Annotated in this window: 20 protein-coding genes; 13 read left to right on the top strand and 7 right to left on the bottom strand. The window is 35.1% G+C overall.

What is annotated here, in order from left to right; genetic code table 11:
• Positions 1–28: 28 nt before the first annotated feature.
• Positions 29–3,304 carry a glycosyltransferase family 117 protein gene (locus I5M07_RS11875; protein ID WP_200106664.1) on the top strand — a complete coding sequence of 1,092 codons (3,276 nt, stop codon included), beginning with the start codon at positions 29–31 and terminating at the stop codon, positions 3,302–3,304.
• Positions 3,305–3,389: 85 nt separating this feature from the next.
• Positions 3,390–4,025: a polysaccharide deacetylase family protein gene (locus I5M07_RS11880; RefSeq protein WP_200106665.1), complete on the top strand. Its 636-nt coding sequence runs from the start codon at positions 3,390–3,392 to the stop codon at positions 4,023–4,025.
• A 13-nt stretch (positions 4,026–4,038) separates the two neighbouring features.
• Here I5M07_RS11880 and I5M07_RS11885 read toward each other — a convergent pair whose 3' ends face one another.
• Both I5M07_RS11885 and I5M07_RS11890 read right to left on the bottom strand, forming a co-directional pair.
• Positions 4,039–4,335, bottom strand: coding sequence for a thioredoxin family protein (locus tag I5M07_RS11885; RefSeq protein WP_200106666.1), 297 nt, complete (start codon positions 4,333–4,335; stop codon positions 4,039–4,041).
• A gap of 75 nt (positions 4,336–4,410) precedes the next feature.
• Complete coding sequence (locus I5M07_RS11890) at positions 4,411–5,646, bottom strand: metallophosphoesterase (protein WP_200106667.1); 1,236 nt, start codon at positions 5,644–5,646, stop codon at positions 4,411–4,413.
• Between the two features lie 195 nt (positions 5,647–5,841).
• On the opposite strand from I5M07_RS11890, the gene polA reads away from it, so the two are divergent.
• Positions 5,842–8,673 (top strand): DNA polymerase I, encoded by a 2,832-nt coding sequence (gene polA, locus I5M07_RS11895; protein ID WP_200106668.1) that lies wholly within the window; start codon positions 5,842–5,844, stop codon positions 8,671–8,673.
• A gap of 18 nt (positions 8,674–8,691) precedes the next feature.
• Here polA and I5M07_RS11900 read toward each other — a convergent pair whose 3' ends face one another.
• Complete coding sequence (locus I5M07_RS11900) at positions 8,692–9,741, bottom strand: LacI family DNA-binding transcriptional regulator (RefSeq protein WP_200106669.1); 1,050 nt, start codon at positions 9,739–9,741, stop codon at positions 8,692–8,694.
• Positions 9,742–10,088: 347 nt separating this feature from the next.
• Here I5M07_RS11900 and rplM point away from each other — a divergent pair, with 347 nt between their 5' ends.
• The 6 genes from rplM (at position 10,089) to I5M07_RS11930 (ending at position 14,399) form a co-directional block, all read left to right on the top strand.
• The gene (gene rplM, locus I5M07_RS11905) at positions 10,089–10,544 is read left to right on the top strand and encodes a 50S ribosomal protein L13 (RefSeq protein ID WP_200106670.1); all 456 of its coding nucleotides are present in this window, start codon (positions 10,089–10,091) and stop codon (positions 10,542–10,544) included.
• Complete coding sequence (rpsI, locus tag I5M07_RS11910; RefSeq protein ID WP_200106671.1) at positions 10,544–10,930, top strand: 30S ribosomal protein S9; 387 nt, start codon at positions 10,544–10,546, stop codon at positions 10,928–10,930. Before rplM ends, rpsI begins: the two co-directional genes overlap by 1 nt.
• Before the next feature lie 253 nt (positions 10,931–11,183).
• Positions 11,184–11,951: a 30S ribosomal protein S2 gene (gene rpsB, locus I5M07_RS11915; RefSeq protein WP_200106672.1), complete on the top strand. Its 768-nt coding sequence runs from the start codon at positions 11,184–11,186 to the stop codon at positions 11,949–11,951.
• Between the two features lie 120 nt (positions 11,952–12,071).
• On the top strand, positions 12,072–12,896 hold the full coding sequence (gene tsf, locus I5M07_RS11920; protein ID WP_200106673.1) for a translation elongation factor Ts: 825 nt from the start codon (positions 12,072–12,074) through the stop codon (positions 12,894–12,896).
• A 147-nt stretch (positions 12,897–13,043) separates the two neighbouring features.
• The gene (locus I5M07_RS11925; protein WP_200106674.1) at positions 13,044–13,703 is read left to right on the top strand and encodes a queuosine precursor transporter; all 660 of its coding nucleotides are present in this window, start codon (positions 13,044–13,046) and stop codon (positions 13,701–13,703) included.
• Positions 13,704–13,709: 6 nt separating this feature from the next.
• Complete coding sequence (locus I5M07_RS11930) at positions 13,710–14,399, top strand: hypothetical protein (protein ID WP_200106675.1); 690 nt, start codon at positions 13,710–13,712, stop codon at positions 14,397–14,399.
• Here the strand turns inward: I5M07_RS11930 and I5M07_RS11935 are convergent, their stop codons facing one another.
• From I5M07_RS11935 to I5M07_RS11950, 4 genes are all read right to left on the bottom strand, one after another.
• Positions 14,400–14,999: a SprT-like domain-containing protein gene (locus I5M07_RS11935; RefSeq protein ID WP_200106676.1), complete on the bottom strand. Its 600-nt coding sequence runs from the start codon at positions 14,997–14,999 to the stop codon at positions 14,400–14,402.
• 14 nt (positions 15,000–15,013) lie between these two features.
• A complete protein-coding gene (locus I5M07_RS11940) occupies positions 15,014–15,691 on the bottom strand; it encodes an SDR family NAD(P)-dependent oxidoreductase (RefSeq protein WP_200106677.1) in 678 nt (225 codons plus the stop codon).
• A gap of 33 nt (positions 15,692–15,724) precedes the next feature.
• Positions 15,725–16,714: a M20/M25/M40 family metallo-hydrolase gene (locus I5M07_RS11945; RefSeq protein WP_200106678.1), complete on the bottom strand. Its 990-nt coding sequence runs from the start codon at positions 16,712–16,714 to the stop codon at positions 15,725–15,727.
• Between the two features lie 163 nt (positions 16,715–16,877).
• Positions 16,878–18,020 (bottom strand): acyl-CoA dehydrogenase family protein, encoded by a 1,143-nt coding sequence (locus I5M07_RS11950; RefSeq protein WP_200106679.1) that lies wholly within the window; start codon positions 18,018–18,020, stop codon positions 16,878–16,880.
• A 178-nt stretch (positions 18,021–18,198) separates the two neighbouring features.
• Here I5M07_RS11950 and I5M07_RS11955 point away from each other — a divergent pair, with 178 nt between their 5' ends.
• From I5M07_RS11955 to I5M07_RS11970, 4 genes are all read left to right on the top strand, one after another.
• Complete coding sequence (locus I5M07_RS11955) at positions 18,199–19,275, top strand: anhydro-N-acetylmuramic acid kinase (protein ID WP_200106680.1); 1,077 nt, start codon at positions 18,199–18,201, stop codon at positions 19,273–19,275.
• A gap of 76 nt (positions 19,276–19,351) precedes the next feature.
• On the top strand, positions 19,352–19,945 hold the full coding sequence (locus I5M07_RS11960) for a chalcone isomerase family protein (protein WP_200106681.1): 594 nt from the start codon (positions 19,352–19,354) through the stop codon (positions 19,943–19,945).
• A gap of 141 nt (positions 19,946–20,086) precedes the next feature.
• The gene (locus tag I5M07_RS11965; RefSeq protein WP_200106682.1) at positions 20,087–21,313 is read left to right on the top strand and encodes a Glu/Leu/Phe/Val dehydrogenase dimerization domain-containing protein; all 1,227 of its coding nucleotides are present in this window, start codon (positions 20,087–20,089) and stop codon (positions 21,311–21,313) included.
• 121 nt (positions 21,314–21,434) lie between these two features.
• Entirely contained in the window at positions 21,435–22,139 is a 705-nt protein-coding gene (locus I5M07_RS11970) for a MotA/TolQ/ExbB proton channel family protein (RefSeq protein WP_200106683.1), read from the top strand.

Raw genomic sequence — 22,139 nt, forward strand, 5'->3', positions numbered from 1 at the left:
TATAACAAATACCTTTTAACCTCAAAACATGATACAATTCAATTTCAATAAATGGAATACTATTATTGGTTGGTTTACTTTTTCAATCGCTTTAATCACATATACTTTAACTGTTGAGCCTACCATGAGCTTTTGGGATTGCGGCGAATACATTGCCACAGCAGCAAAACTCGAAGTAGGACACCCTCCTGGAGCACCTTTGTTTCAAATGATGGGTGCCTTTTTTGCAATGTTCGGATTAGATGCACAACACATTGCTTTTATGGTGAATATGATGTCCGTTTTTTCGAGCGCGTTTACCATCTTGTTTTTGTTCTGGTCTTCCGCAATGATTTTGAAGAAAATTGTATCACAAACTACCGAAATCAATCAAAACAACGCCATCGCCATTTTAGGCAGCTCTTTTATTGGAGCTTTAACTTTTGCTTTTTCGGATAGTTTTTGGTTTAACGCAGTGGAAGCCGAAGTATACGCCATGGCCACGTTACTTATTTCTTTATTGTTGTGGCTTGGTTTGCGATGGGAACAAGATATGCATACCGCTAGAGGAAACAAATGGCTGCTTATCATTTCTTTGATTGTGGGACTATCATTTGGGGTACACTTTATGGCTTTACTGACTATTCCTGCAATTGGTTTTATCTATTTCTTTAAAAATTACCAAACTGTCACCGTCAAGAATTTCATCATAGCCAACGTAGTCGTAGTCGCTATTTTATTGTTCATATTCAAATTATTATTACCACTTACTATGGCTTCTTTTGGGAAAACAGAAGTTTTTATGGTAAATGAAATGGGACTTCCTTTTAACTCAGGAACCATTATTGTAGCGCTTATTTTGATCGCTTTTTTCTATTTTGGATTGAAATACACAAAAGAAAAAGGATTGGTTTTTTACAACACCATTGTACTGTGTATCTTATTTATTTTAATTGGATTTTCAACTTGGTTAATGCTGCCAATTCGTGCGAATGCCAATACCGTAATCAACGAAAACAAACCATCAGATGCTGCCGAAGTTCTAGCGTATTACAACAGAGAACAATATGGTGTTAACCCGCTGTTTTACGGACCTCAATATACAGAGACTTTTGCTGGATTAGACCCAAACAGCCCGTACAGGGATGCAAAACCCAACTACGAACGCGATTACAAAACCGGAAAATACATTATTACAAATAACTATAAAAATGCCGAGCAAAATACCGATGATGCTCAAAAAACATTTTTACCAAGAATGTGGAGCACCGACCACATCGAAAACTACATCAATTTTACCAATCCGCCTGCATTTCGACTTAATCCAAATTACGATTACGAAGCTGACTTGCAACGCTACGGCATTGATCCTTCACAACTTTCGGAAGACGAATACAAACGAGCCATTGCGCAATTGCGTAACGAAGTTGAAAAAACAATATCCGAGTTTCGTACGGCTTATGCACAGAAACAAATTGACAACGACGGTTACGTTAAATTCCTTAAAAGCTACCAGGATTACTTAATCATAGAAAAACCAACCACCGCCGATAATTTCAGCTTTATGTTCGAATACCAATTCGGGTACATGTATTGGAGGTATTTGATGTGGAATTTTGTGGGAAGACAAAACGACGAACAAGGAAAATACGATAATTTAGATGGTAATTGGATAAGTGGTATCAAATTTATGGACACCTTACACTTGGGACCACAAGACAACCTACCAAGTGATGTTAAAAACAACAAAGGTAGAAACACTTACTTTTTCCTTCCTTTTATCTTAGGACTAATTGGCTTAATGTACCACGCTACGAAAGACCGTAAAAGTTTTTACGTTTTGCTAACCTTGTTTTTATTCACAGGTCTCGCTTTAAAAATTTACCTAAACGAACGCCCTTTTGAACCTAGAGAACGAGATTATGCCTTAGTGGGCTCATTTTATGTATTTGCTATTTGGGTTGGATTTGGCGTATATTCATTATACGAAAGCATTCAAAAATACCTAGCTCCTAAAATCGCGGCTCCAGTAGTGATTAGCGTTTGTTTGGTAGCCGCACCTCTATTAATAGCCTCACAAAACTGGGACGATCACGATCGCTCCAACCGTTACACTGCTGTGGCATTGGCTAAAAATTATCTAAATTCATGCGATAAAAATGCCATTCTGTTTACCATTGGCGATAACGACACTTTCCCGCTTTGGTACGCACAAGAAATTGAAGGGATTCGAACCGATGTTAAAATTGTCAACACCAGTTTATTCATGACCGATTGGTATATCGATCAAATGAAAACAAAAACATACGAATCGAATGCACTACCTATTTCGTTTGAACACGAACAATATGTGGGTGACAAATTAAATTATGTAGCACACATTCCTAAAATTGATAGCCGTTGGGAACTAAAAGCCTTTATCGATTTTATTAAAAACCCGAAATCAACTGTTGAAATGCAAAATGGTCAAACCATTCATTTTTACCCAACAAATAAAATCCGAATTCCGGTTGATAAAAACACCATCATTCAAAACAAGGTGGTAAATCCGAAATACAACGACTCAATCGTGCCTTATATCGATATCGACATCAAAGGAGGCGCTATTTACAAAAACCGCTTGATGATGCTCGATTTACTAGCCAATAACAATTGGAAACGCCCAATTTATTTTAGTGGTGGTGCATTTGACCCCGAAGATTACCTTTGGATGAAAGATTACTTACAATTAGAAGGAATGGTATACAAATTGGTACCAGTTAAAACCCCATTTAAAAAAGACAACGGCCCGATGGATATGGGACAAATTGATTCGGAAAAAATGTACAACATCGTGAAGAAATGGGATTGGGGTAACGGCGATAGCGATAAAATTTACCACGATCCAGAAACCAGAAGAAACAGTATTACCTACCGCTCTAATTTATCACGATTGATGAATCAACTTATTTTAGAAGGACAAAAAGACAAAGCCGAAAAAGTAATTGATTTGGCCTTAACCAAAATGCCTTTAGATAAATTTGGCTATTACTCCTTAGTAGAACCTTTTGCGGATGGCCTTTATAAAATCGGAAAAACACAAAAAGCACAAAAACTCTTAGGCGACTTGATTGTCAAATACCAAGAAAACCTAAATTACTATAGCTATTTGGATACTTCCGATCAAACCAGCCTTGCAATATCTATCATCACCGACATTGAACGCTACAGAAGTTTACTAGAGGTAATGAAAAAGAATGGTGACAATGCATTCTATCAAAAAAACCGCAAAACGTTCAACACTTACGTCAATGTTTTCGAACGTTTTGGCAGAGAAAAAGAATAACTAAAAAACAACTATAAAAAAATGCAGCACTATTGAAAAATACTGCTGCATTTTTTAATTTTATAACCATCATAATTCACAAAACATGGGCTTCTACTGGATTAAAACCAATCGTTTTATAAAGTTTCTTTTTAAACAATACCATTGGGACATTCCAAACAACCAAAAAGAAATTTTCCTCACTTTTGATGACGGCCCCACGCCCGCCATCACCGAATGGGTGCTAGACGTTTTAAAAACCCACAACATTCAAGCTACTTTTTTTTGCATCGGAAAAAACATTCATTCAAATCCTTCGCTCTTTACAAGAATCAAAGAAGAACAACACGCCATAGGCAATCATACCTTTAACCATACCAACGGCTGGAAAACCACCACCGATTTATATCTAAATAACATTTCTATTTGCCAATCTATATTGAAAAAAAACAATATCAAAAGCAAATTATTTCGTCCTCCATATGGAAAAATCACACGCAGTCAAGCAAGCATTTTACAGAAAAAGGGATACAAAATAATTATGTGGGATGTTTTGAGCGCCGACTTTGACCAAACGATAAGTCCAAAAAAATGCTTAGAGAATGTAATCAAAAATGTAAAAACAGGAAGTATTATTGTTTTTCATGATAGCATAAAAGCCTCCACGAATCTAAAGTATGCTTTACCAAAAGCAATTGAATTTTTAAAAGAACAACAATATTCTTTTAAAACTATTCAATAAAATTTATCTTTATTTAAAATTGATCTTGCACAATACCAATCAAAGTATTGGCATCTAACTCACCCGATTGTCTCCAAATCATTTGACCTTCTTTATAAATCATTAAAGTAGGCAATCCTTTTATTCGGAGGGCATCGGCTAGTTCTTGATTTTTATCAACATCAATTTTAATCACCTTTGCTCTATCACCTAAAGCGGCGGCAACATCTTTTATTACAGGATGCATGGAAACAGAAGATTCATTCCACTCAGTATAAAAATCAATTAATACTGGTACTTGTGCATTTATAAGCTCTCCAAATTTTGACATATAAGCAACAATTTTTGTTATTTAAAAACCCATGAACTAACAAATATATAATACAAATGTAGCATTTTTAAGTAATTACCCTACATTTGAGCCCTTTTTTAGTTCAATTACAGTTATTTCCGGCATAATACCCACTCGACCCGGATAGGCATGATACCCAAACCCTCTATTTACATAAACATAACGACCTTTGTTTTCGTACAAACCCGCCCATTGTTTATAAATGTATTCGGCAACACTCCATTTAAAAACACCGGGAATTTCAATTCCAAATTGCATTCCATGTGTATGTCCCGAAAAAGTTAAGTGAAAATTTTTAGGATGCTCTTTAATTTCATATTCCCAATGACTAGGATCATGACTCATTAGTATTTTAAAATCATTCTGATTTACACCTAACGCGGCTTTATTTAAATCGCCTGCTTGCTTAAAGTTTTTACCCCAGTTTTCAACTCCTACTAAAGCTAATTTTTGTCCATCCTTTTCAATGAATCGATGTTCATTTAATAACAAATCAAAACCTATTTGACCGTATAAATTTTTAATTCCTTTAAAATTATCATCTTTTGCTTTTTGCGAAGGCCATGTAACATATTCGCCATAATCATGATTACCTAAAACCGCAAATTTACCGTATTTATATTTCTTTATACGGTTAAAAGTGTTCAACCAAGGATGCATTTCGGTAGCATGTGTATTAACAATATCACCCGTAAACAAGATCATATCGGTTTCCTGATCGTTTATTAAATCAATAGCATAATTTATTTTTTCGTGATTATCAAAACTCCCACTGTGCACATCAGAAATTTGTGTAATTTTAAATCCGTCAAAAGCATCGGGCAAATCTGGAAAAAAAACAGTTTGTTTGATTACTTTAAAATTATACTTCCCTTCAAAAATACCATACAATAAAGACAAAAAAGGCACAGCAGCCAACCCTAAAGCTAGTTGACTAACAAATTTCCTTCGTTCGGGCATTAACTCGTTTTTGGGTAAATTATACATTAAATAATTCACTAAACTTGCGCCCAATCTAAAAACATCTTCGCCTAACAAAATCACCGTTATCACAATTTTTGGCAAATACACCAACAACATAAGCCCCATAACAAACATGGTATGTTGTGTTTGACCAACAGCGCGATCAAATTGCATGAACGAATACACAATATAAACCAACAAAAACAAGCTAATTAGTGCATAACTTATCAAAAGCCATTTGGGTTTAAAAAGAGTTCTTACCGCTTGGTAAGCATAAATTTCGACTACTAAAAAGAGAGCCACAATAATCAAAAGGCGTAATCCCATCAAAAAAATTTTTAACAAAGTAACAAAGTTTACGGTTGCTGAACGTTTTTATTATAAAAAATTTAACTCGAAAGCAGTAAGCTTCTTTTTTTCGAAAAAATCACATCTTAATTTGATACATCAAAGATGCAAAAACTAAATCCAGATTCGTTTTTACCATTCAAATGTGTATTTTTACAAGCTAATACAAAAGTTATGTCAGCTCAAAAACGCCTATTTTTACTCGATGCCTATGCCTTAATTTTTAGAGGATATTATGCCTTTATCAAAAACCCGAGAATCAACTCAAAAGGAATGGATACATCGGCCATAATGGGATTTATGAATTCACTTTTAGATGTAATTCGAAGAGAAAAACCAGATCATTTGGCAGTTGCTTTTGATAAAGGTGGCAGTGATTTCCGGAACCAAATGTTCCCCGAATACAAAGCCCATCGCGATGAAACTCCCGATGCAATTAAAATTGCCGTGCCGTATATACAAGAATTACTTCGCGCCATGCACATTCCTATTATTGAACTTGCGGGTTGCGAAGCGGATGATTTAATTGGAACTATTGCCAAACAGGCCGAAAAACAAAATTACCAAGTTTTTATGGTAACTCCCGATAAAGATTTTGCACAATTGGTATCGGAAAATATTTTTATGTACAAACCCGCTCGAATGGGCAACGGAATCGAAATTTGGGGCATTCCGGAAGTATTGGAAAAATTTGAAATTGAACGACCAGAACAAGTCATTGACTTTTTAGGAATGATGGGCGACTCGGCCGATAACATTCCGGGTTTGCCGGGAGTTGGCGAAAAAACAGCCAAAAAGTTTTTAGCAGAATACGGTTCCATCGAAAATCTTTTGGCTAATACCCATCAATTAAAAGGCGCTATGAAAGCTAAAATTGAAGCCAACGCCGAATTGGGTTTGTTATCAAAAAAATTAGCCACTATTCTTTTAGATTGCGACGTAACTTTTCACGAAGAAGACTACGAATTATCTCGTCCGGATTTTGAAAAAACTGCTGCAATTTTTAATGAGTTGGAATTTAGAAGAATGGCCGAACAATTTGACTCCTTATTCAATCCACAAACAAATAGCAATACAAGTTCGGAAGTTAAATCGACTAAAAAAAGTAGCGCGGCTAACGAAGATCAATTTGATTTATTCGGAAATGGCGAAACGGCCGGAAGCACTGAAGAAGCTAGAGCTTCCTTTTTTACTAATTTAGAAAACACACCACATTCTTACCAAATTATTCAAGGTGAATTGGGTTTAAAATTACTCCTCCAAAATTTACAAAACCAAAAGCAAGTTTGTTTTGATACCGAAACAACCGGAATAGACACGTTACATGCCGAATTGGTTGGCATTGCCTTTTCATACGAAAAAGGAAAAGGCTTTTATGTACCTTTCCCAGAAAGCCGAGAAGAAACTCAAACATTACTTGATAAATTTATACCTTTTTTTGAAAACGAAAACATCGAAAAAATTGGTCAAAATATCAAATATGATTTAAAAATACTTTCCAATTACGGAATCCAAATCAAAGGAAAATTATTTGATACGATGATTGCTCATTACCTGATAAACCCAGATATGCGTCATAATATGGATATTTTGGCCGAAACTTATTTAAAATACAGCCCAAAACCTATTGAAGAATTAATTGGAAAGAAAGGAAAAAATCAAAAATCGATGCGCGATGTGGCTTTTGAAGAAATAAAGGAATACGCAGTTGAAGATGCTGATATTACAATGCAATTAGCGCAACTGTTTACCGAAGAATTAGATCAAACCGAAACCAAAAAATTATTTGAAGACATCGAAATTCCGTTGTTACGCGTTTTGGCCGCTATGGAAACCGAAGGTATTCGTTTGGATATTGATTTCTTAAAAAACATGTCGACTGATATGCAAAAAGAAATTGATATTTTCGAACAAAAAATATACGAAACTGCTGGCGAAAAATTCAATTTAGCTTCACCCAAACAATTAGGCGACATTTTATTCGATAAATTAAAAATTGGAGGAGCTAAACAAAAGAAAACCAAAACCGGACAATACGCCACAGGAGAAGAAGTTTTATCTTATCTAGCTAATGAGCATCAAATTGTAAAAGATATTTTAGAGTGGCGCCAATTAATTAAACTACAAAACACGTATGTAGACGCATTACCTTTACAAGTGGATAAAAAAACCGGACGTATTCATACGGATTACATGCAAACTGTAGCTGCAACGGGTCGATTAAGCTCCAATAATCCGAATTTGCAAAACATTCCGATTCGTACGGAAAGAGGTCGCCAAATACGAAAAGCATTTGTGGCTCGAGATGAAAATTACAGTTTACTTTCTGCCGATTATTCCCAAATAGAATTGCGAATTATTGCCGCTTTGAGTGGAGAAGAAAACATGATTAAGGCTTTTCAAAACAACGAAGACATTCACAAATCAACCGCTGCAAAAGTTTTTAATGTTGCGCTAGACGAAGTAACACGTGAACAACGTAGTCATGCCAAAACAGTAAATTTTGGTATTATTTATGGCGTTTCGGCGTTTGGACTTTCCAATCAAACCAATTTGTCTCGTTCAGAAAGTGCCGCATTGATTGAAGCTTATTACAAAACCTACCCTCGATTGAAATCGTACATCAGCGAACAAATTGAAATTGCTCGCGAAAAAGGATACGTACAAACCGTTTTAGGAAGAAGACGTTATTTAAAAGACATTAATTCGCCCAATGCCGTGGTTAGAAGCGCGGCGGAACGAAATGCAGTAAATGCACCAATACAAGGTTCAGCGGCAGATATCATCAAAATTGCGATGATAAACATTCATACTAAATTGACTTCTGAAAATTGGAAATCAAAAATGTTGCTGCAAGTTCATGACGAGTTGGTATTTGATGTGCACCAAGATGAACTCGAAAAAATACAACCAATGATTAAACACGAAATGGAAAATGCTTTTAAAATGGATGTTCCGCTTGATGTTGAATTAGGAATTGGTAAAGATTGGTTGGCAGCACACTAGCCTCAATAAAAAACTCCATTACTTAGATGGAGTTTTTTTATTCTTTTTAGCGGTAGATTCGCGTTCTTTTAAAACGGTTTTAATTACAATCGTTTCGTATGGCGCTTCTTCTCCTTCGGGTTCTTCTAAACGCTCAATGAGTTTTTTGGTTGCAACTTCTCCAATCTCTGGCCCGTGTTGACTTACCGTAGTCAAACTAGGTGTTAACCTTCGCGAAGCTAAAATTCCATCAGCAAAACCTATAATGGCTAAATCTTCGGGAATACGAAACCTTCTTTTTAATCCTGTTTTTAAGGCCACCACCGAGTCGTTTTCATCTAAAGCAAAAACAGCATCAATAATATTGTTATCAAAAACAGCATCTACTTTACTTTTTACATCCTCTTCCGAATCGGTACGAATAATTATCTTTTCATTAACTGGAATGTTATTCGCTTCTAGGGCTTTTAAATAACCTTCGGCACGCAGTCTCCCAATACTTAAATTATCAACGGAGGAAAGCAACGCAATATTTTTACAACCCAAATTAATCAAGTATTGCGTTGAATTAAAAGCAGAGTCAAAATCATCGACTACCACTTTATCACATTCTACACCATCGGCAATACGGTCAAACATTACAATTGGCGTACCGTCATTAATAATTTCGGTAAAATGGCGGTAATCTTGTTTGGTTTGAGCTTCTTCGGAAACCGAAACGATAAAACCGTCTATGGTTCCGTTGCTCAACATTTCGAGAGTGTGAATTTCTTTTTCTAACGATTCATTCGAAATACACGTTATAATATTATAACCTTTCTCGTCGGCCACTTTTTCGATTCCGCTAAATACTTTTGCAAAAAAGGAATTTAGGATATTAGGCAAAATAACCCCAATAGTTTTGGTTTTTCGGTTTTTTAAATTCAAACCAATTACATTTGGTTTGTAATTTTTAAGCTTGGCGTATTCTTTTATTTTTACTTTAGTTTGCTCACTAATTTCGGGACTATCATTAAGGGCTTTAGAAACAGTAGAAACAGAAACATTAAGTTCTTTAGCAATTTGCTTTAAAGTTGCTTTAGCTTTCATAAATGGTTATTGTTGAATTAATTTACTCTAAAAGAACAACTTAAAATTATCGTATAAATATCTCACAATAAAATAAATATAAAAAACAATTCTTTTAAAAAAAGACGTTGGTTGAAAAAAGTGTAAGATACAATATTTTTCAATTGCAAAGGTACTATAAATAATGAAAGGGAGATTCGGTTGAAAATTGAAAATAAGCCACGACTGTAAAAATCAAAAACAGAACGATTATAATTGACTGAAAACCAACAAAAAAATAATCCCACATTGGTATTTGTATTTAAAATAATTAATTGTACTTTTGCATCCCCTTTATTGGGGATGGAATGTTTAATTAAAATAAAATTATGGACGCATTAAGCTACAAGACAGTTTCAGCCAACAAAGCCACTATTACTAAAGAGTGGATTGTTGTGGATGCTGAAGGTCACAACTTAGGACGTCTTGCTTCGAAAGTCGCGATGATCTTAAGAGGTAAGTACAAACCAAGTTACACACCGCACGTGGACTGTGGAGATAACGTTATTGTTATCAACTCAGAAAAAATCAACCTTACAGGTACAAAATTGAATGACAAAATTTACATGCGTCATACAGGTTACCCAGGAGGACAAAGAACTTTATCTGCAAAAGTATTGCAAGCTAAAAACCCTGCAGCTTTAGTAGAAAAAGCAGTAAAAGGAATGTTGCCTAAAAACAAATTAGGAGCAGAACTTTTCAGAAATTTAAATGTTGTTGTAGGAGCTGAGCACACTCACGGAGCTCAAAAACCTAGAACTGTTAACCTAAACGATCTTAAGTAATGGGAGTTATTCACAAAATCGGTAGAAGAAAAACCGCTGTTGCACGTGTTTATGTTTCTGAAGGAACAGGAAAAATCACGGTAAACAAAAAAGAATTTGCAACTTATTTCCCAACAGCTACTTTACAATACAAAGTATTGCAACCTTTGTCTATGACAGAAAACGCAGACAACTTTGATGTAAAAGTAAATGTTTACGGAGGTGGTACAACTGGACAAGCAGAAGCTGTAAGAATGGCATTAGCACGTGTTATGTGTGAAGTAAATGCAGAAAACAGAGCTATCTTGAAACCAGAAGGTTTATTAACAAGAGACCCAAGAATGGTTGAACGTAAGAAATTCGGTCAGAAGAAAGCTCGTAAGAGATTCCAATTCTCTAAACGTTAATACTGAACTTGTTTCAGTATCTGTTAAAAGATACCTTGAAATTATTAAAAAGATGCTGAAAAAATTTCAGCATAAATTAAAAAAACACAGTTATTGTTGCTCTCCTATCGAGGTAGGATATAGTTTAGCATCTAAATGGGTTGAGTCTTAAAGTCGAAAGTCTTAAAGTCAAATGTTTGAAGCCTAAAGCGTATAGCTTAGTGCCTAAAGCCAAAACACATTGCTAATCAACAGAACGTAAACTAGTACAAAAATGGCAAACAAAGTAGAAGTTAAAGAATTACTAGAAGCAGGTGTTCACTTCGGACACATGACTAGAAAATGGGATCCAAACATGGCTCCTTACATTTATATGGAGCGTAATGGAATTCACATTATCAACCTATATAAAACAGCAGCTAAAATTGAAGAAGCTAACGAAGCTTTGAAAAAAATCGCTGCATCAGGTAGAAAAATTTTATTCGTAGCTACCAAAAAACAAGCAAAAGACATCGTTGCAGATAAAGCAAAAGCAGCTAACATGCCTTACATCACTGAAAGATGGCCAGGTGGAATGTTAACTAACTTTGTAACTATCCGTAAAGCTGTTAAAAAAATGTCTTCTATCGATAAAATGAAGAAAGATGGTACTTTCAACACTTTATCTAAAAAAGAACGTTTACAAGTAGATCGTCTTCGTGCTAAATTAGAGAAAAACTTAGGTTCTATTGCTGATATGTCTAGACTACCTGCAGCTTTGTTCGTAGTAGATATTAAAGCAGAACACATCGCAATAAAAGAAGCTCAAAAATTAAACATTCCAGTTTTCGCAATGGTTGATACTAACTCTGACCCACGTGAAGTAGAGTATGTAATCCCTGCAAATGATGATGCTTCTAAATCAATTGACAAAATTTTATCTTTAGTTACTGGTGCAATCGTTGAAGGACTTTCTGATAGAACTTCAGAAAAAGAAGCTGAAGCTGTTGTAGCTCAAGAAGCTGCTCCTGAAACAGAGGCTGCCCCTGCAACCGAAGAATAATAAAAACTAAAATAATTTAAAGATTGAAAGATTTAAAGATTACTTAAAGTGTCCATTTCTAAATAACACTATTTTTAATTTTTAAATTCTTCAATCTTTTAATCTTTAAATAAAAACAATATGGCAACAATTACTGCTGCAGACGTAAATAAATTAAGAACAATCACTGGTGCAGGAATGATGGACTGCAAAAAAGCCTTGGTTGAAGCAGAAGGAGATTTTGATTTAGCTATCGAAAACCTGCGTAAAAAAGGTCAAAAAGTAGCGGCAAACCGTTCTGATAGAGAATCTACAGAAGGGGCTGTTATCGCTGCTGTAAACGCTGATAATACTGCTGGAGTTGTAGTTTCATTAAACTGTGAAACTGACTTCGTAGGTAAAAACGAATCATTCGTAAAATTAGCACAAGATTTAGCTACTTTAGCTTTAAATTTTGACTCTAAAGACGCTTTCTTAGCTGCTGATTTTAACGGAATTACTGTTGCTGACAAGTTAATCGAGCAAACAGGTGTTATTGGAGAAAAAATCGAAATTGGTGCTTTTGAGCGTTTAGAAGGAACTTTTGTGGGTTCTTACATTCACGCTGGTAACAAAATCGCTACTTTGGTTGCTTTATCTGCGAATGTTCCAGGTGCAGAAGAAGCATCTCGTAATGTTGCGATGCAAGCTGCTGCTATGAACCCAATTGCACTTGATGCTGATGGTGTTGATGCTGCAATCATTGAAAAAGAAATCGAAATTGCTAAAGACCAATTACGTGCTGAAGGTAAACCAGAAGCGATGTTAGAAAACATTTCTAAAGGAAAAATTCAACGTTTTTACAAAGACAACACTTTAGTAAACCAAGATTACATTAAAGATGGTTCTATGAGCGTTGCTGCTTATGTAAAATCTGTAGATGGTGGATTAACTGTTACTGGTTTCAGAAGAGCTGCTTTAGGATAGTCGCTGACACCTTTTGTTAATCAACAAAAAATACAAAACTCACTTTGTTTAAACACTTAGTGAGTTTTTTTTTGAAACAATTTAAATTAAAACCCATTGCATCAACAAAACAAATAAAACTGTATTTTTGACAGATAATTACAAGGTATGTTATCAACTAAAAAAGAACTCGTTTTTATTATTTTAGCGGGCGTTTTCATCACCAATGCTGTCGTAGCAGAATTAATAGGAGGAAAACTAATTCAGATTGGTCCATTTGTAATGAGTATTGGTATTTTACCTTGGCCAATTGTGTTTTTAACCACCGACTTAATAAATGAGTATTTTGGTCAAAAAGGAGTAAAAAAACTTTCTTTTATAACAGCAGGATTAATTGCGTATGCCTTTATAATTTTATTTTTAGCGCTCACGATTCCAGCCGCTAAAGGAATTAGTCCGGTAAACGACGAACAATTTCAAGCTGTATTTGGTCAAAGCATGTGGATAATAGTAGGAAGCATTATCGCTTTTATGGTTTCGCAATTGATTGATATTTCGGTTTTTTGGTTTTTCAAAAATAGAACAGGAGATAAAATGATTTGGTTAAGAACAACAGGCTCTACCGTAATTTCTCAACTTTTCGATTCGTTTATCGTATTGGGAATTGCATTTTGGTTACCTGGAAAAATTAATTTCGATACTTTTATTTCTTCTGCCTTAATTGGTTATGTTTTTAAATTAACTATTGCTATTGCACTTACTCCTTTAATCTATTTGGGGCATTCGCTTATAAAAAAATACCTTAAACAAGACGAGAACACAATTTAAACACAAATGAAAACGGTATACCTTTCTCTACTTTTAGCACTTTTCGTCGTAAGTTGTGGACGTAACGAGGCTCGTAAAAAACAGTCTTCCGAAAAGGATTCCAACTTAAAAAACACCGTAACTTCACCCGTCAAAACAGAAGTTCCGGAAGAAGATATAATTGCCGATATTGATTCTGTAATAGATGATACACTAAATGAAAAAAATGAATTTAGAGAAAATACACTTCTAATTCCTAAAAAGAAACAACACAAAAAACAGCTCACCAAAGAAGTTAAAAAACAAAAACCACTTAAACAAGTAGCAACAAAACCGACTATACAGCACGATAAAGTTTATGGCAATTTTAAAGAATTGTTAGCCAATACTCCCAACGGAACTACTTTAACAAAAGATGATTTTAAAAAATACCCAAATATTCCATCTGATGCTGTTAGTTTGATTAAAAGTGTAACCAAAATAAACGACAATGAACTTGCTATCCGATGGCATTCTACTTGGTTAGTAGAGAAAGTTTCAAACGCAAAATTTAATGATGGAAATTTAAAATTTCAATTCAAAGGAAACAAAATGCATACTTCAGGCGACGCAATTGGAATCAAATACAACCAAAAAACTTATAACGAATTAATTATTGTGGGCAACTCAGCTTACATTCCGTCTGTAAAAGGTTATCACTGGCAAATTGGTCGTTAATTAAGAAGAAAGTACTTCTACTTCGGCATTCGGATTAAAAAGATAGGTTCTACCCGAACTAATTTCTATGCACTCAAACCTTTTGGTTCGAACGGCAATTTTCTTAAAAACCTTACCATTTTTAATTCGAAAAACACTTCCGTACGGAATTTCAAAAATATAATACCTGTCGTTTGGCGCATCAAATTGTTTAAGCGCCAAAGATAAAGTGGTATCTGTATCACTGCTCGCACTTGGATTTCTGAAATGACGAGCTAATAAAGGCAACAAATGATTCGGAAAAAATTCAGGTCGAATATACGGAATCATCAATTGTTGAAATGTATATTTCCATTCGTTACCATGAGGCTTAATAAGTCGACCATACTTTTCAAATGCAACCAAATGCGCAATTTCATGAATTAAAGTAATCAAAAAGCGGTACTTGTTTAAACTCCCATTTACCGTAATTTCGTGTTTACCCGAGTGCCCTTTACGATAATCTCCATGACGTGTTTGTCGTTCATTGACAATTTTCAAATGCACTCGGTTTGCAACAATCAACTCAAAAACTGGTGCAACGGCAAGCTCAGGCAAATATTTAGCTAAGGTTTCGTTCAAATGTATTATCTAATTTAAGGATTGGTGGTAGAAACTTCTAAGACTTTCCCATTGAAATAAACGTTGCCATTTAAGGTAAAATCAAAAATATAATTCGCCATTTTAGCAGCAGAAATAGGTGCTACATATCCAGGGAAAGCTTCTTGCAACATTTCGGTTTGAACAGCACCAAGTGCCAAAACATTAAACGAAATACCTTGCTCTTTATATTCCTCTGCCAACAATTCCGACAACGTTATTACAGCACCTTTACTCGAACTGTACGCAGCCAAACCTGGAAATTTCAAACTTCCACGAACCCCACCTATTGAACTCACCGTAACTACATGACTTCCTTTGCTCATAAAAGGCAAACAAATGCGTGTTAAATTCGCAACCGCAAAAACATTCACTTTATAAACTTGTTCAAAATCCAATGAAGTTAAATTTTCGAAAGGCTTGCAAATCAAAAAACCGGCATTATGAATCAAAGCATCTACTATTTTCCAAGATGAATTTAAAAAAGCGGTTACGTTTTCCAATTCCGATTCGTTAGACAAATCGACCGAAAGACAAGTTATTTGTTCATGCTCCAATAAAACAGTTGGGATGTTGCGCGAAATAGCCAATACTTGGTGTCCGGCATTTGCAAATTGCAAGGCTAGTTCATAACCAATACCTCTGCTAGTCCCCGTAATTATGATATTTTTCATGCTGTAAAAATAAGTAAATCTATAAAAGCAAACTTATTTTGCATTCATTTTAATTTCTTTCTTAGCAGAATTGGTCATCAGGGTGATTACCGATAAAAATTCTTGAATCAAATTTGTCATGTGAGTCGTATCCATCAATTGGAACTCATCTTTTACATGATGGTAATAATCAAAATTTTCAAAATCGAAAGTACTTATCGATTGGCAAGGCACATTAAATTCTTTGAAAAAAGGAAAATTATCCGAGCGTTTAAACAATTGAAATTCGCCTGCTTTTGGCAAAAAACCAACCGTGTTTTTCCCTGAATATTCATTTATTTTTTTTGCCATATTCGAAAGTTCGAAACCCGTTAGGTAAGCTAAAAAATCTCTTTTCATCGGAATTCCAATCATTTCCACATTTAATTGCGTATACAAATTAAAGTTTTGTTGATGTAATTTTTCAGAAAGGTGTTTAGAACCCAACAATCCTTTTTCTTCTCCGGCAAAAAAGACAACCAAAACACTACGTTTATTAGATTTGGTTTGACTAAAATACTTCACCATTTGCGCCACAGCAGTAACACCAGAAGCATCGTCATTCGCACCATTGTTTATTTTATCTTCGTTGGGAGTGTTTTTATTAATTCCGATATGATCATAATGCGCACTTAAAATGATAAATTCTTTTTTGAGGACAGGATCAGTTCCTTCGATAAAACCGACCACATTATAAGCAGGCATTTTAAAAGTTGAAAGCGTGTCTTGATACGTTTTAAAATAAGGCTTTATTTGATTGGCTTTCAAAAAATCTATTAAAAAATCAGCCGCTTTAACCATTCCTGCTTCGCCCGTTTCTCTACCTTCCATTTCATCCGAAGACAATTCTTTTAAAAAAGAAGTAACCTCCTCAGAATTCACCTTATAACTAATCGTTATGGGTTTCGCTATTTCAGTTTTATCCTCTGAAGTTGTTTTCGAAGTATTCGTTACCGTTTTACAGGAAACTAACAAAAAAGGCAGAAAAAAGTAAATGTATTTCATAACAAGGATTTAAAAGTGTTAAGATTTTGCAAGTTACATTTTTTAATTAGGCTACACCTAATACAATTTCACATTTGAGCTAAAATTATTTTCTTCCAAAAACCAATATAAAAAGGGCTAAATGCAAAATACTTAGCCCTTTAATTCTATAAAAATTCAAAATCTATTCGTGAATAATTGCGCGAGAAATTACAATTTTTTGAATCTCGGATGTTCCTTCGTAAATCTGTGTGATTTTTGCATCTCGCATCAAACGTTCCACATGGTATTCTTGTACATATCCATTCCCACCATGAATTTGAACCGCTTCTATAGTAGTATCCATTGCCACTTGCGATGCGTATAATTTTGCCATTGCACCACTTGTGTCATAATTTTGATATTGATCTTTATCGAAAGCAGCTTTTAAACACAAAAAGCGCGCAGCCTCAATAGCAACATGCATATCGGCAAGTTTAAATGCAATGGCTTGATGGTTGCAAATTTCGGTTCCAAAAGCTTTTCTCACTTTCGAATATTGCAACGCCAAATCATATGCGCCCGCTGCAATTCCTAATGCTTGCGAAGCAATTCCAATTCGGCCACCCGCTAAGGTTTTCATTGCAAATTTAAACCCAAATCCATCCGGGCCTAACCTATTTTCTTTCGGAACTTTTACATCATTAAAAAGTAACGAATGCGTATCAGAACTACGAATACCCATTTTATGCTCTTTAGGACCAACTGTAAAACCAGGCATATCTTTAGTCATTATCAAAACATTGATGCCTTTGTGTTTGAGCTCAGCATGCGTTTGCACTACAACCAAATAAACCGAGGCAGTTCCTCCATTAGTAATCCAATTTTTGGTACCGTTTACCAAAAAATAATCACCCATATCTATACCAGTAGTTTTTTGCGAAGTAGCATCACTACCTGCTTCTGGTTCGCTTAAACAAAAAGCACCATGAATTTCGCCACTAGCCAATGGTTTTAAATATTTTTCTTTTTGTTCTTCGGTACCATATTCCTGCAATCCCCAACAAACGAGCGAATTGTTTACCGACATAATTACAGCTGCCGAAGCATCTACTTTAGAAATTTCGGCCATAGCCAAAACATACGAAATGGTATCCAAACCACTTCCACCGTATTTTGGGTCGACCATCATTCCCATGAAACCGAGCTCTCCCATTTTTTTGACTTGTTCAGTCGGAAAAACCTGATTTACATCACGTTCAATCACACCTGGCAACAATTCATTTTGAGCAAATTCACGAGCAGCTGCTTGAATCATCAGATGCTCTTCGGTAAGGTTAAAATCCATACTTTTTTAAAAATTAAATTCTCCATCCGAAAATTAAAAAACACCCTTAAATTTGTATCTTTTAAAACTGAAAAATAATGAAACATTTATAAAACTTGTCTGGTTTTAGCTAAAATTTGTACTCAAATATAGCTTTAAAAAACGAGCATATCAATTATCAATTGCATTTTTAAAAACAATGAAAGAAAACTACTATAACGTTATCGGAGTTATGTCGGGAACTTCTTTAGACGGAGTTGATTTGGCTCATATTGAATTTCGAATTACTACTTCTGGAAAATGGGAATTTGAAATTTTAGAAACTGAAACCATCCCTTACGAGAACTCTTGGATCCAACAATTGAAAGAAGCTGTTCATTATACACCATTACAACTAGCCTCTTTAAACGAGAATTACACCCAATTGCTAGCAAAAATTATAGTTAGTTTTATTGAAAAACACCAATTAAAAAACATAGATGCAGTATGTTCACATGGCCACACGGTGCAACACCAACCGCAAAATCAATATACTTTACAAATAGGTAATTTACCTCAAATAGCCACTTTAACTAAACAAAAAGTTGTATGCGACTTTAGGGTTCAAGATGTACTCTTGGGCGGACAAGGCGCACCTCTAGTTCCTATTGGTGACCGCCTTTTATTTAGCGATTATGACTATTGTATTAATTTAGGTGGTTTTTCAAATATCTCGTTAGAAAGTCAGGGAAACCGAATTGCTTTTGACATTAGCGCTGTAAATACTGTTTTGAATTATTACGCCAACCAACTCGGATTGAATTATGACAATAAAGGCGAAATTTCAAAAAGCGGACAATTAAATAAAACGTTATTTGAACAATTGAACACTTTACCTTATTACCAACAATCGTTTCCAAAATCATTAGGAATTGAATATGTAAACGAAACTTTATTACCCATATTAGAAAGTTATCCTATTCCGACAGCTGATAAAATGCATACGTTTACCCAACACATTGCCTACCAAACCAAAAAAGCATTGCCCGATTTAACTAAAAAAATATTGATAACAGGCGGAGGTGCCTACAACACTTTTTTAATAGACTCCTTGAAATTACTTTTACCCGAAAGTCAAATTGTGATTCCGAATTCTAAAATAATTGAATTTAAAGAAGCTTTAATTTTTGCTTTGCTGGGTGTTTTACGACTTCGCAACGAAATAAATTGCTTAAAAAGTGTAACCGGAGCTTCTAAAGACCATAGTTCTGGAACTATTTTTGGGCAGAAAAGTTAATTTTTAGAATTTAGAAATATTCCATTTTCAGAACTCTTTTTTAGTCTTACTTTTGCAAAAAAAATTAAAAAAGATCATGACCTGTTCCAAATTTATTTCAGCACTTACTTTATTATTTATCTTTCAAATCAACACATTAACTGCACAAAAAAACTTTACTGTTGGCGGTGTATCAGTACCGAGAACACTTGAATTCAAAAACAAAGAAATTCAATTAAATGGTGTAGGACAACGATCAAAAATGTTTACCGAACTGTATGTGCAAGCACTTTATCTTTCGCAACTTTCGCAAGATGCTAAATTTATTCTAGAGAGCAACACCGAAATGGCAATTCGGATCCAAGTAACCTCTTCAATGGTAACCTCAAAAAAACTATCCAAAGCTCTTGAAAAAGGATTAGAAAAATCGGTAGGTGTGGAAGGAATTACCAAACTAAATAAACAAATTGCCCAATTGGAAGCTTTGTTAACTAAGGAAGAAACAAATGAAGGCGATGCTTTCAATTTGATGTATTCGCCTGTAGACTCGGCTATTTCCATTTATAAAAATGGTAATTATGAAGGAAAAATTGAAGGTTTTGAATTTAAGAAAGCGTTTTTCGGAATTTGGCTTTCTGAAAATCCAGTGGATAAAACTTTAAAAGAAGATTTATTAGGGATTTATAAATAATCGATTGCGTTCTAAATAACTCAAACCGTTGACAAGCTTGGTTACGTCAACGGTTTTTTTATGCCTTGAAGTTTCTTCAAAATAAACATATCGCATTATTTCGTTTATTATATTTGTCAAAACTAAACATATCGCACCCAAATGAAAGATTTACTGAAAAAATTTGAAAATAAAACACCTGAAATCATTTTTAACTGGAAAGATTCCGAAACCGAAGCAGAAGGTTGGACTGTAATTAATTCGCTACGAGGCGGTGCAGCCGGAGGAGGAACTCGAATGCGAAAAGGTTTGGACATGAATGAAGTGGTCTCTTTGGCCAAAACCATGGAAGTGAAATTTTCGGTTTCAGGACCTGCCATTGGCGGCGCAAAATCTGGCATTAACTTCGACCCAAATGATCCTCGAAAAAAAGGCGTTTTACAACGTTGGTACAAAGCTGTTTCGCCCTTGTTAAAAAGTTATTACGGCACTGGTGGCGATTTGAATGTAGATGAAATTCACGAAGTAATTCCGATGACGGAAGAATGCGGGGTTTGGCATCCACAAGAAGGCGTATTTAACGGTCATTTTAAACCTAGCGAAGCCGATAAAATTAACCGAATTGGACAACTTCGACAAGGTGTAATCAAAGTCATTGAAAACCCCAATTTTTCGCCTGATGTAACTCGAAAATACACTATTGCCGATATGATTACGGGATATGGGGTAGCAGAAGCAGTACGCCATTTTTACGCTATTTATGGTGGCGATGTAAAAGGCAAAAAAGCGATTGTACAAGGTTTTGGAAATGTGGGTGCTGCGGCAGCTTTTTACTTATCCGAAATGGGAGCCAACATAATTGGAATTATCGACCGTGATGGTGGATTAATCAAGGAAGAAGGCTTTTCTTTCGAAGAAATAAAAACACTCTTTTTAACCAAAGATGGTAATCAATTGGTTACTCCAAATATGATTCCGTTTGAAGAAATCAATGCTAAAATCTGGACAATTGGCGCCGAAATTTTCACCCCTTGCGCAGCCTCTCGATTGGTCACACAACATCAAATAGAAAAACTTATTGCGAATGGATTAGAAGTTATTTCATGTGGTGCAAATGTTCCTTTTGCCGACAAAGAAATTTTCTTCGGTGCTATTATGGAAGAAGTCGATCAAAAAATTAGTTTGATTCCGGATTTTATTTCCAACTGTGGAATGGCGCGTGTTTTTGCTTATTTTATGGAGAAAAAAGTGCAAATGACCGACGAAGCTATTTTTCATGATACTTCCGAAACCATTAAAAAAGCAATTGCCAAGACCCATTCGTTAAATCCATCCAAAACCAACATTAGTGCTAAAGCATTCGAAACCGCTCTTAAACAATTGATTTAAAATCTATTTGAATATTGAAACGCTAATTTCAAGGAACCGCGTTTCGTAGTTTCCTAAATTTGACCAAAAACTAACAATTTTTGTAATATATTAGCGTTTCAATTACAAAGACAATTTTAATATGAGTATATTGCTTCAAACAGATAGCTTATCTGTTGCACAAGAAACTATGGCCGAAGCTGTGCCGGTCGAAAAAACCTTATCAATTATTGAACTTTTAACCAGCGGTGGTTTAGCAGGTCAGCTTATCATGCTATCGTTGTTTATAATGTTTTTTGTAGCGCTTTATTTGTATTTTGAACGCCTAATGGCCATCAAAAAAGCGTCGCAGATGGATCACAATTTCATGAATCAAATTCGCGAAAACATTCGCAACGGACGTATTGACAATGCCAAAATGTTGTGCGCCCACTCTACCTCGCCCGTTGCCCGTTTGATTGAAAAAGGAATTTCAAGAATTGGCAAACCGCTCGACGATATTAATACTGCTATTGAAAACGCTGGAAAATTAGAAATTTACAAATTAGAAAAAAACGTAAGTATGTTGGCCACTATTTCGGGAGCTGGACCTATGACCGGATTTTTAGGAACCGTATTAGGTATGATTTTAGCATTCCACAAAATGGCTAGTTCAGGCGGTCAAATTGAAGTTGGCGCATTATCAGAAGGTATTTACACCGCAATGACCACCACCGTTGTGGGACTTGTAGTTGGAATTATTGCTTACGTAGGCTACAACCATCTGGTGGTTAAAACCGATAAAGTGGTACACATGATGGAAGCCAATGCCGTTGATTTTCTTGATTTATTAAACGACCCTTCGTAA

It is taken from the genome of Flavobacterium agrisoli (genome assembly GCF_016522065.1).
GTDB lineage: Bacteria > Bacteroidota > Bacteroidia > Flavobacteriales > Flavobacteriaceae > Flavobacterium > Flavobacterium agrisoli.

Bases quoted from the DNA above. Each gene is read 5' to 3' on its own strand.
- I5M07_RS11875 (WP_200106664.1), top strand. From the start codon at position 29: ATGATACAATTCAATTTCAATAAATGGAATACTATTATTGGTTGGTTT.
- I5M07_RS11880 (WP_200106665.1), top strand. From the start codon at position 3,390: ATGGGCTTCTACTGGATTAAAACCAATCGTTTTATAAAGTTTCTTTTT.
- I5M07_RS11885 (WP_200106666.1), bottom strand. From the start codon at position 4,335: ATGTCAAAATTTGGAGAGCTTATAAATGCACAAGTACCAGTATTAATT.
- I5M07_RS11890 (WP_200106667.1), bottom strand. From the start codon at position 5,646: ATGGGATTACGCCTTTTGATTATTGTGGCTCTCTTTTTAGTAGTCGAA.
- polA (WP_200106668.1), top strand. From the start codon at position 5,842: ATGTCAGCTCAAAAACGCCTATTTTTACTCGATGCCTATGCCTTAATT.
- I5M07_RS11900 (WP_200106669.1), bottom strand. From the start codon at position 9,741: ATGAAAGCTAAAGCAACTTTAAAGCAAATTGCTAAAGAACTTAATGTT.
- rplM (WP_200106670.1), top strand. From the start codon at position 10,089: ATGGACGCATTAAGCTACAAGACAGTTTCAGCCAACAAAGCCACTATT.
- rpsI (WP_200106671.1), top strand. From the start codon at position 10,544: ATGGGAGTTATTCACAAAATCGGTAGAAGAAAAACCGCTGTTGCACGT.
- rpsB (WP_200106672.1), top strand. From the start codon at position 11,184: ATGGCAAACAAAGTAGAAGTTAAAGAATTACTAGAAGCAGGTGTTCAC.
- tsf (WP_200106673.1), top strand. From the start codon at position 12,072: ATGGCAACAATTACTGCTGCAGACGTAAATAAATTAAGAACAATCACT.
- I5M07_RS11925 (WP_200106674.1), top strand. From the start codon at position 13,044: ATGTTATCAACTAAAAAAGAACTCGTTTTTATTATTTTAGCGGGCGTT.
- I5M07_RS11930 (WP_200106675.1), top strand. From the start codon at position 13,710: ATGAAAACGGTATACCTTTCTCTACTTTTAGCACTTTTCGTCGTAAGT.
- I5M07_RS11940 (WP_200106677.1), bottom strand. From the start codon at position 15,691: ATGAAAAATATCATAATTACGGGGACTAGCAGAGGTATTGGTTATGAA.
- I5M07_RS11945 (WP_200106678.1), bottom strand. From the start codon at position 16,714: ATGAAATACATTTACTTTTTTCTGCCTTTTTTGTTAGTTTCCTGTAAA.
- I5M07_RS11950 (WP_200106679.1), bottom strand. From the start codon at position 18,020: ATGGATTTTAACCTTACCGAAGAGCATCTGATGATTCAAGCAGCTGCT.
- I5M07_RS11955 (WP_200106680.1), top strand. From the start codon at position 18,199: ATGAAAGAAAACTACTATAACGTTATCGGAGTTATGTCGGGAACTTCT.
- I5M07_RS11960 (WP_200106681.1), top strand. From the start codon at position 19,352: ATGACCTGTTCCAAATTTATTTCAGCACTTACTTTATTATTTATCTTT.
- I5M07_RS11965 (WP_200106682.1), top strand. From the start codon at position 20,087: ATGAAAGATTTACTGAAAAAATTTGAAAATAAAACACCTGAAATCATT.
- I5M07_RS11970 (WP_200106683.1), top strand. From the start codon at position 21,435: ATGAGTATATTGCTTCAAACAGATAGCTTATCTGTTGCACAAGAAACT.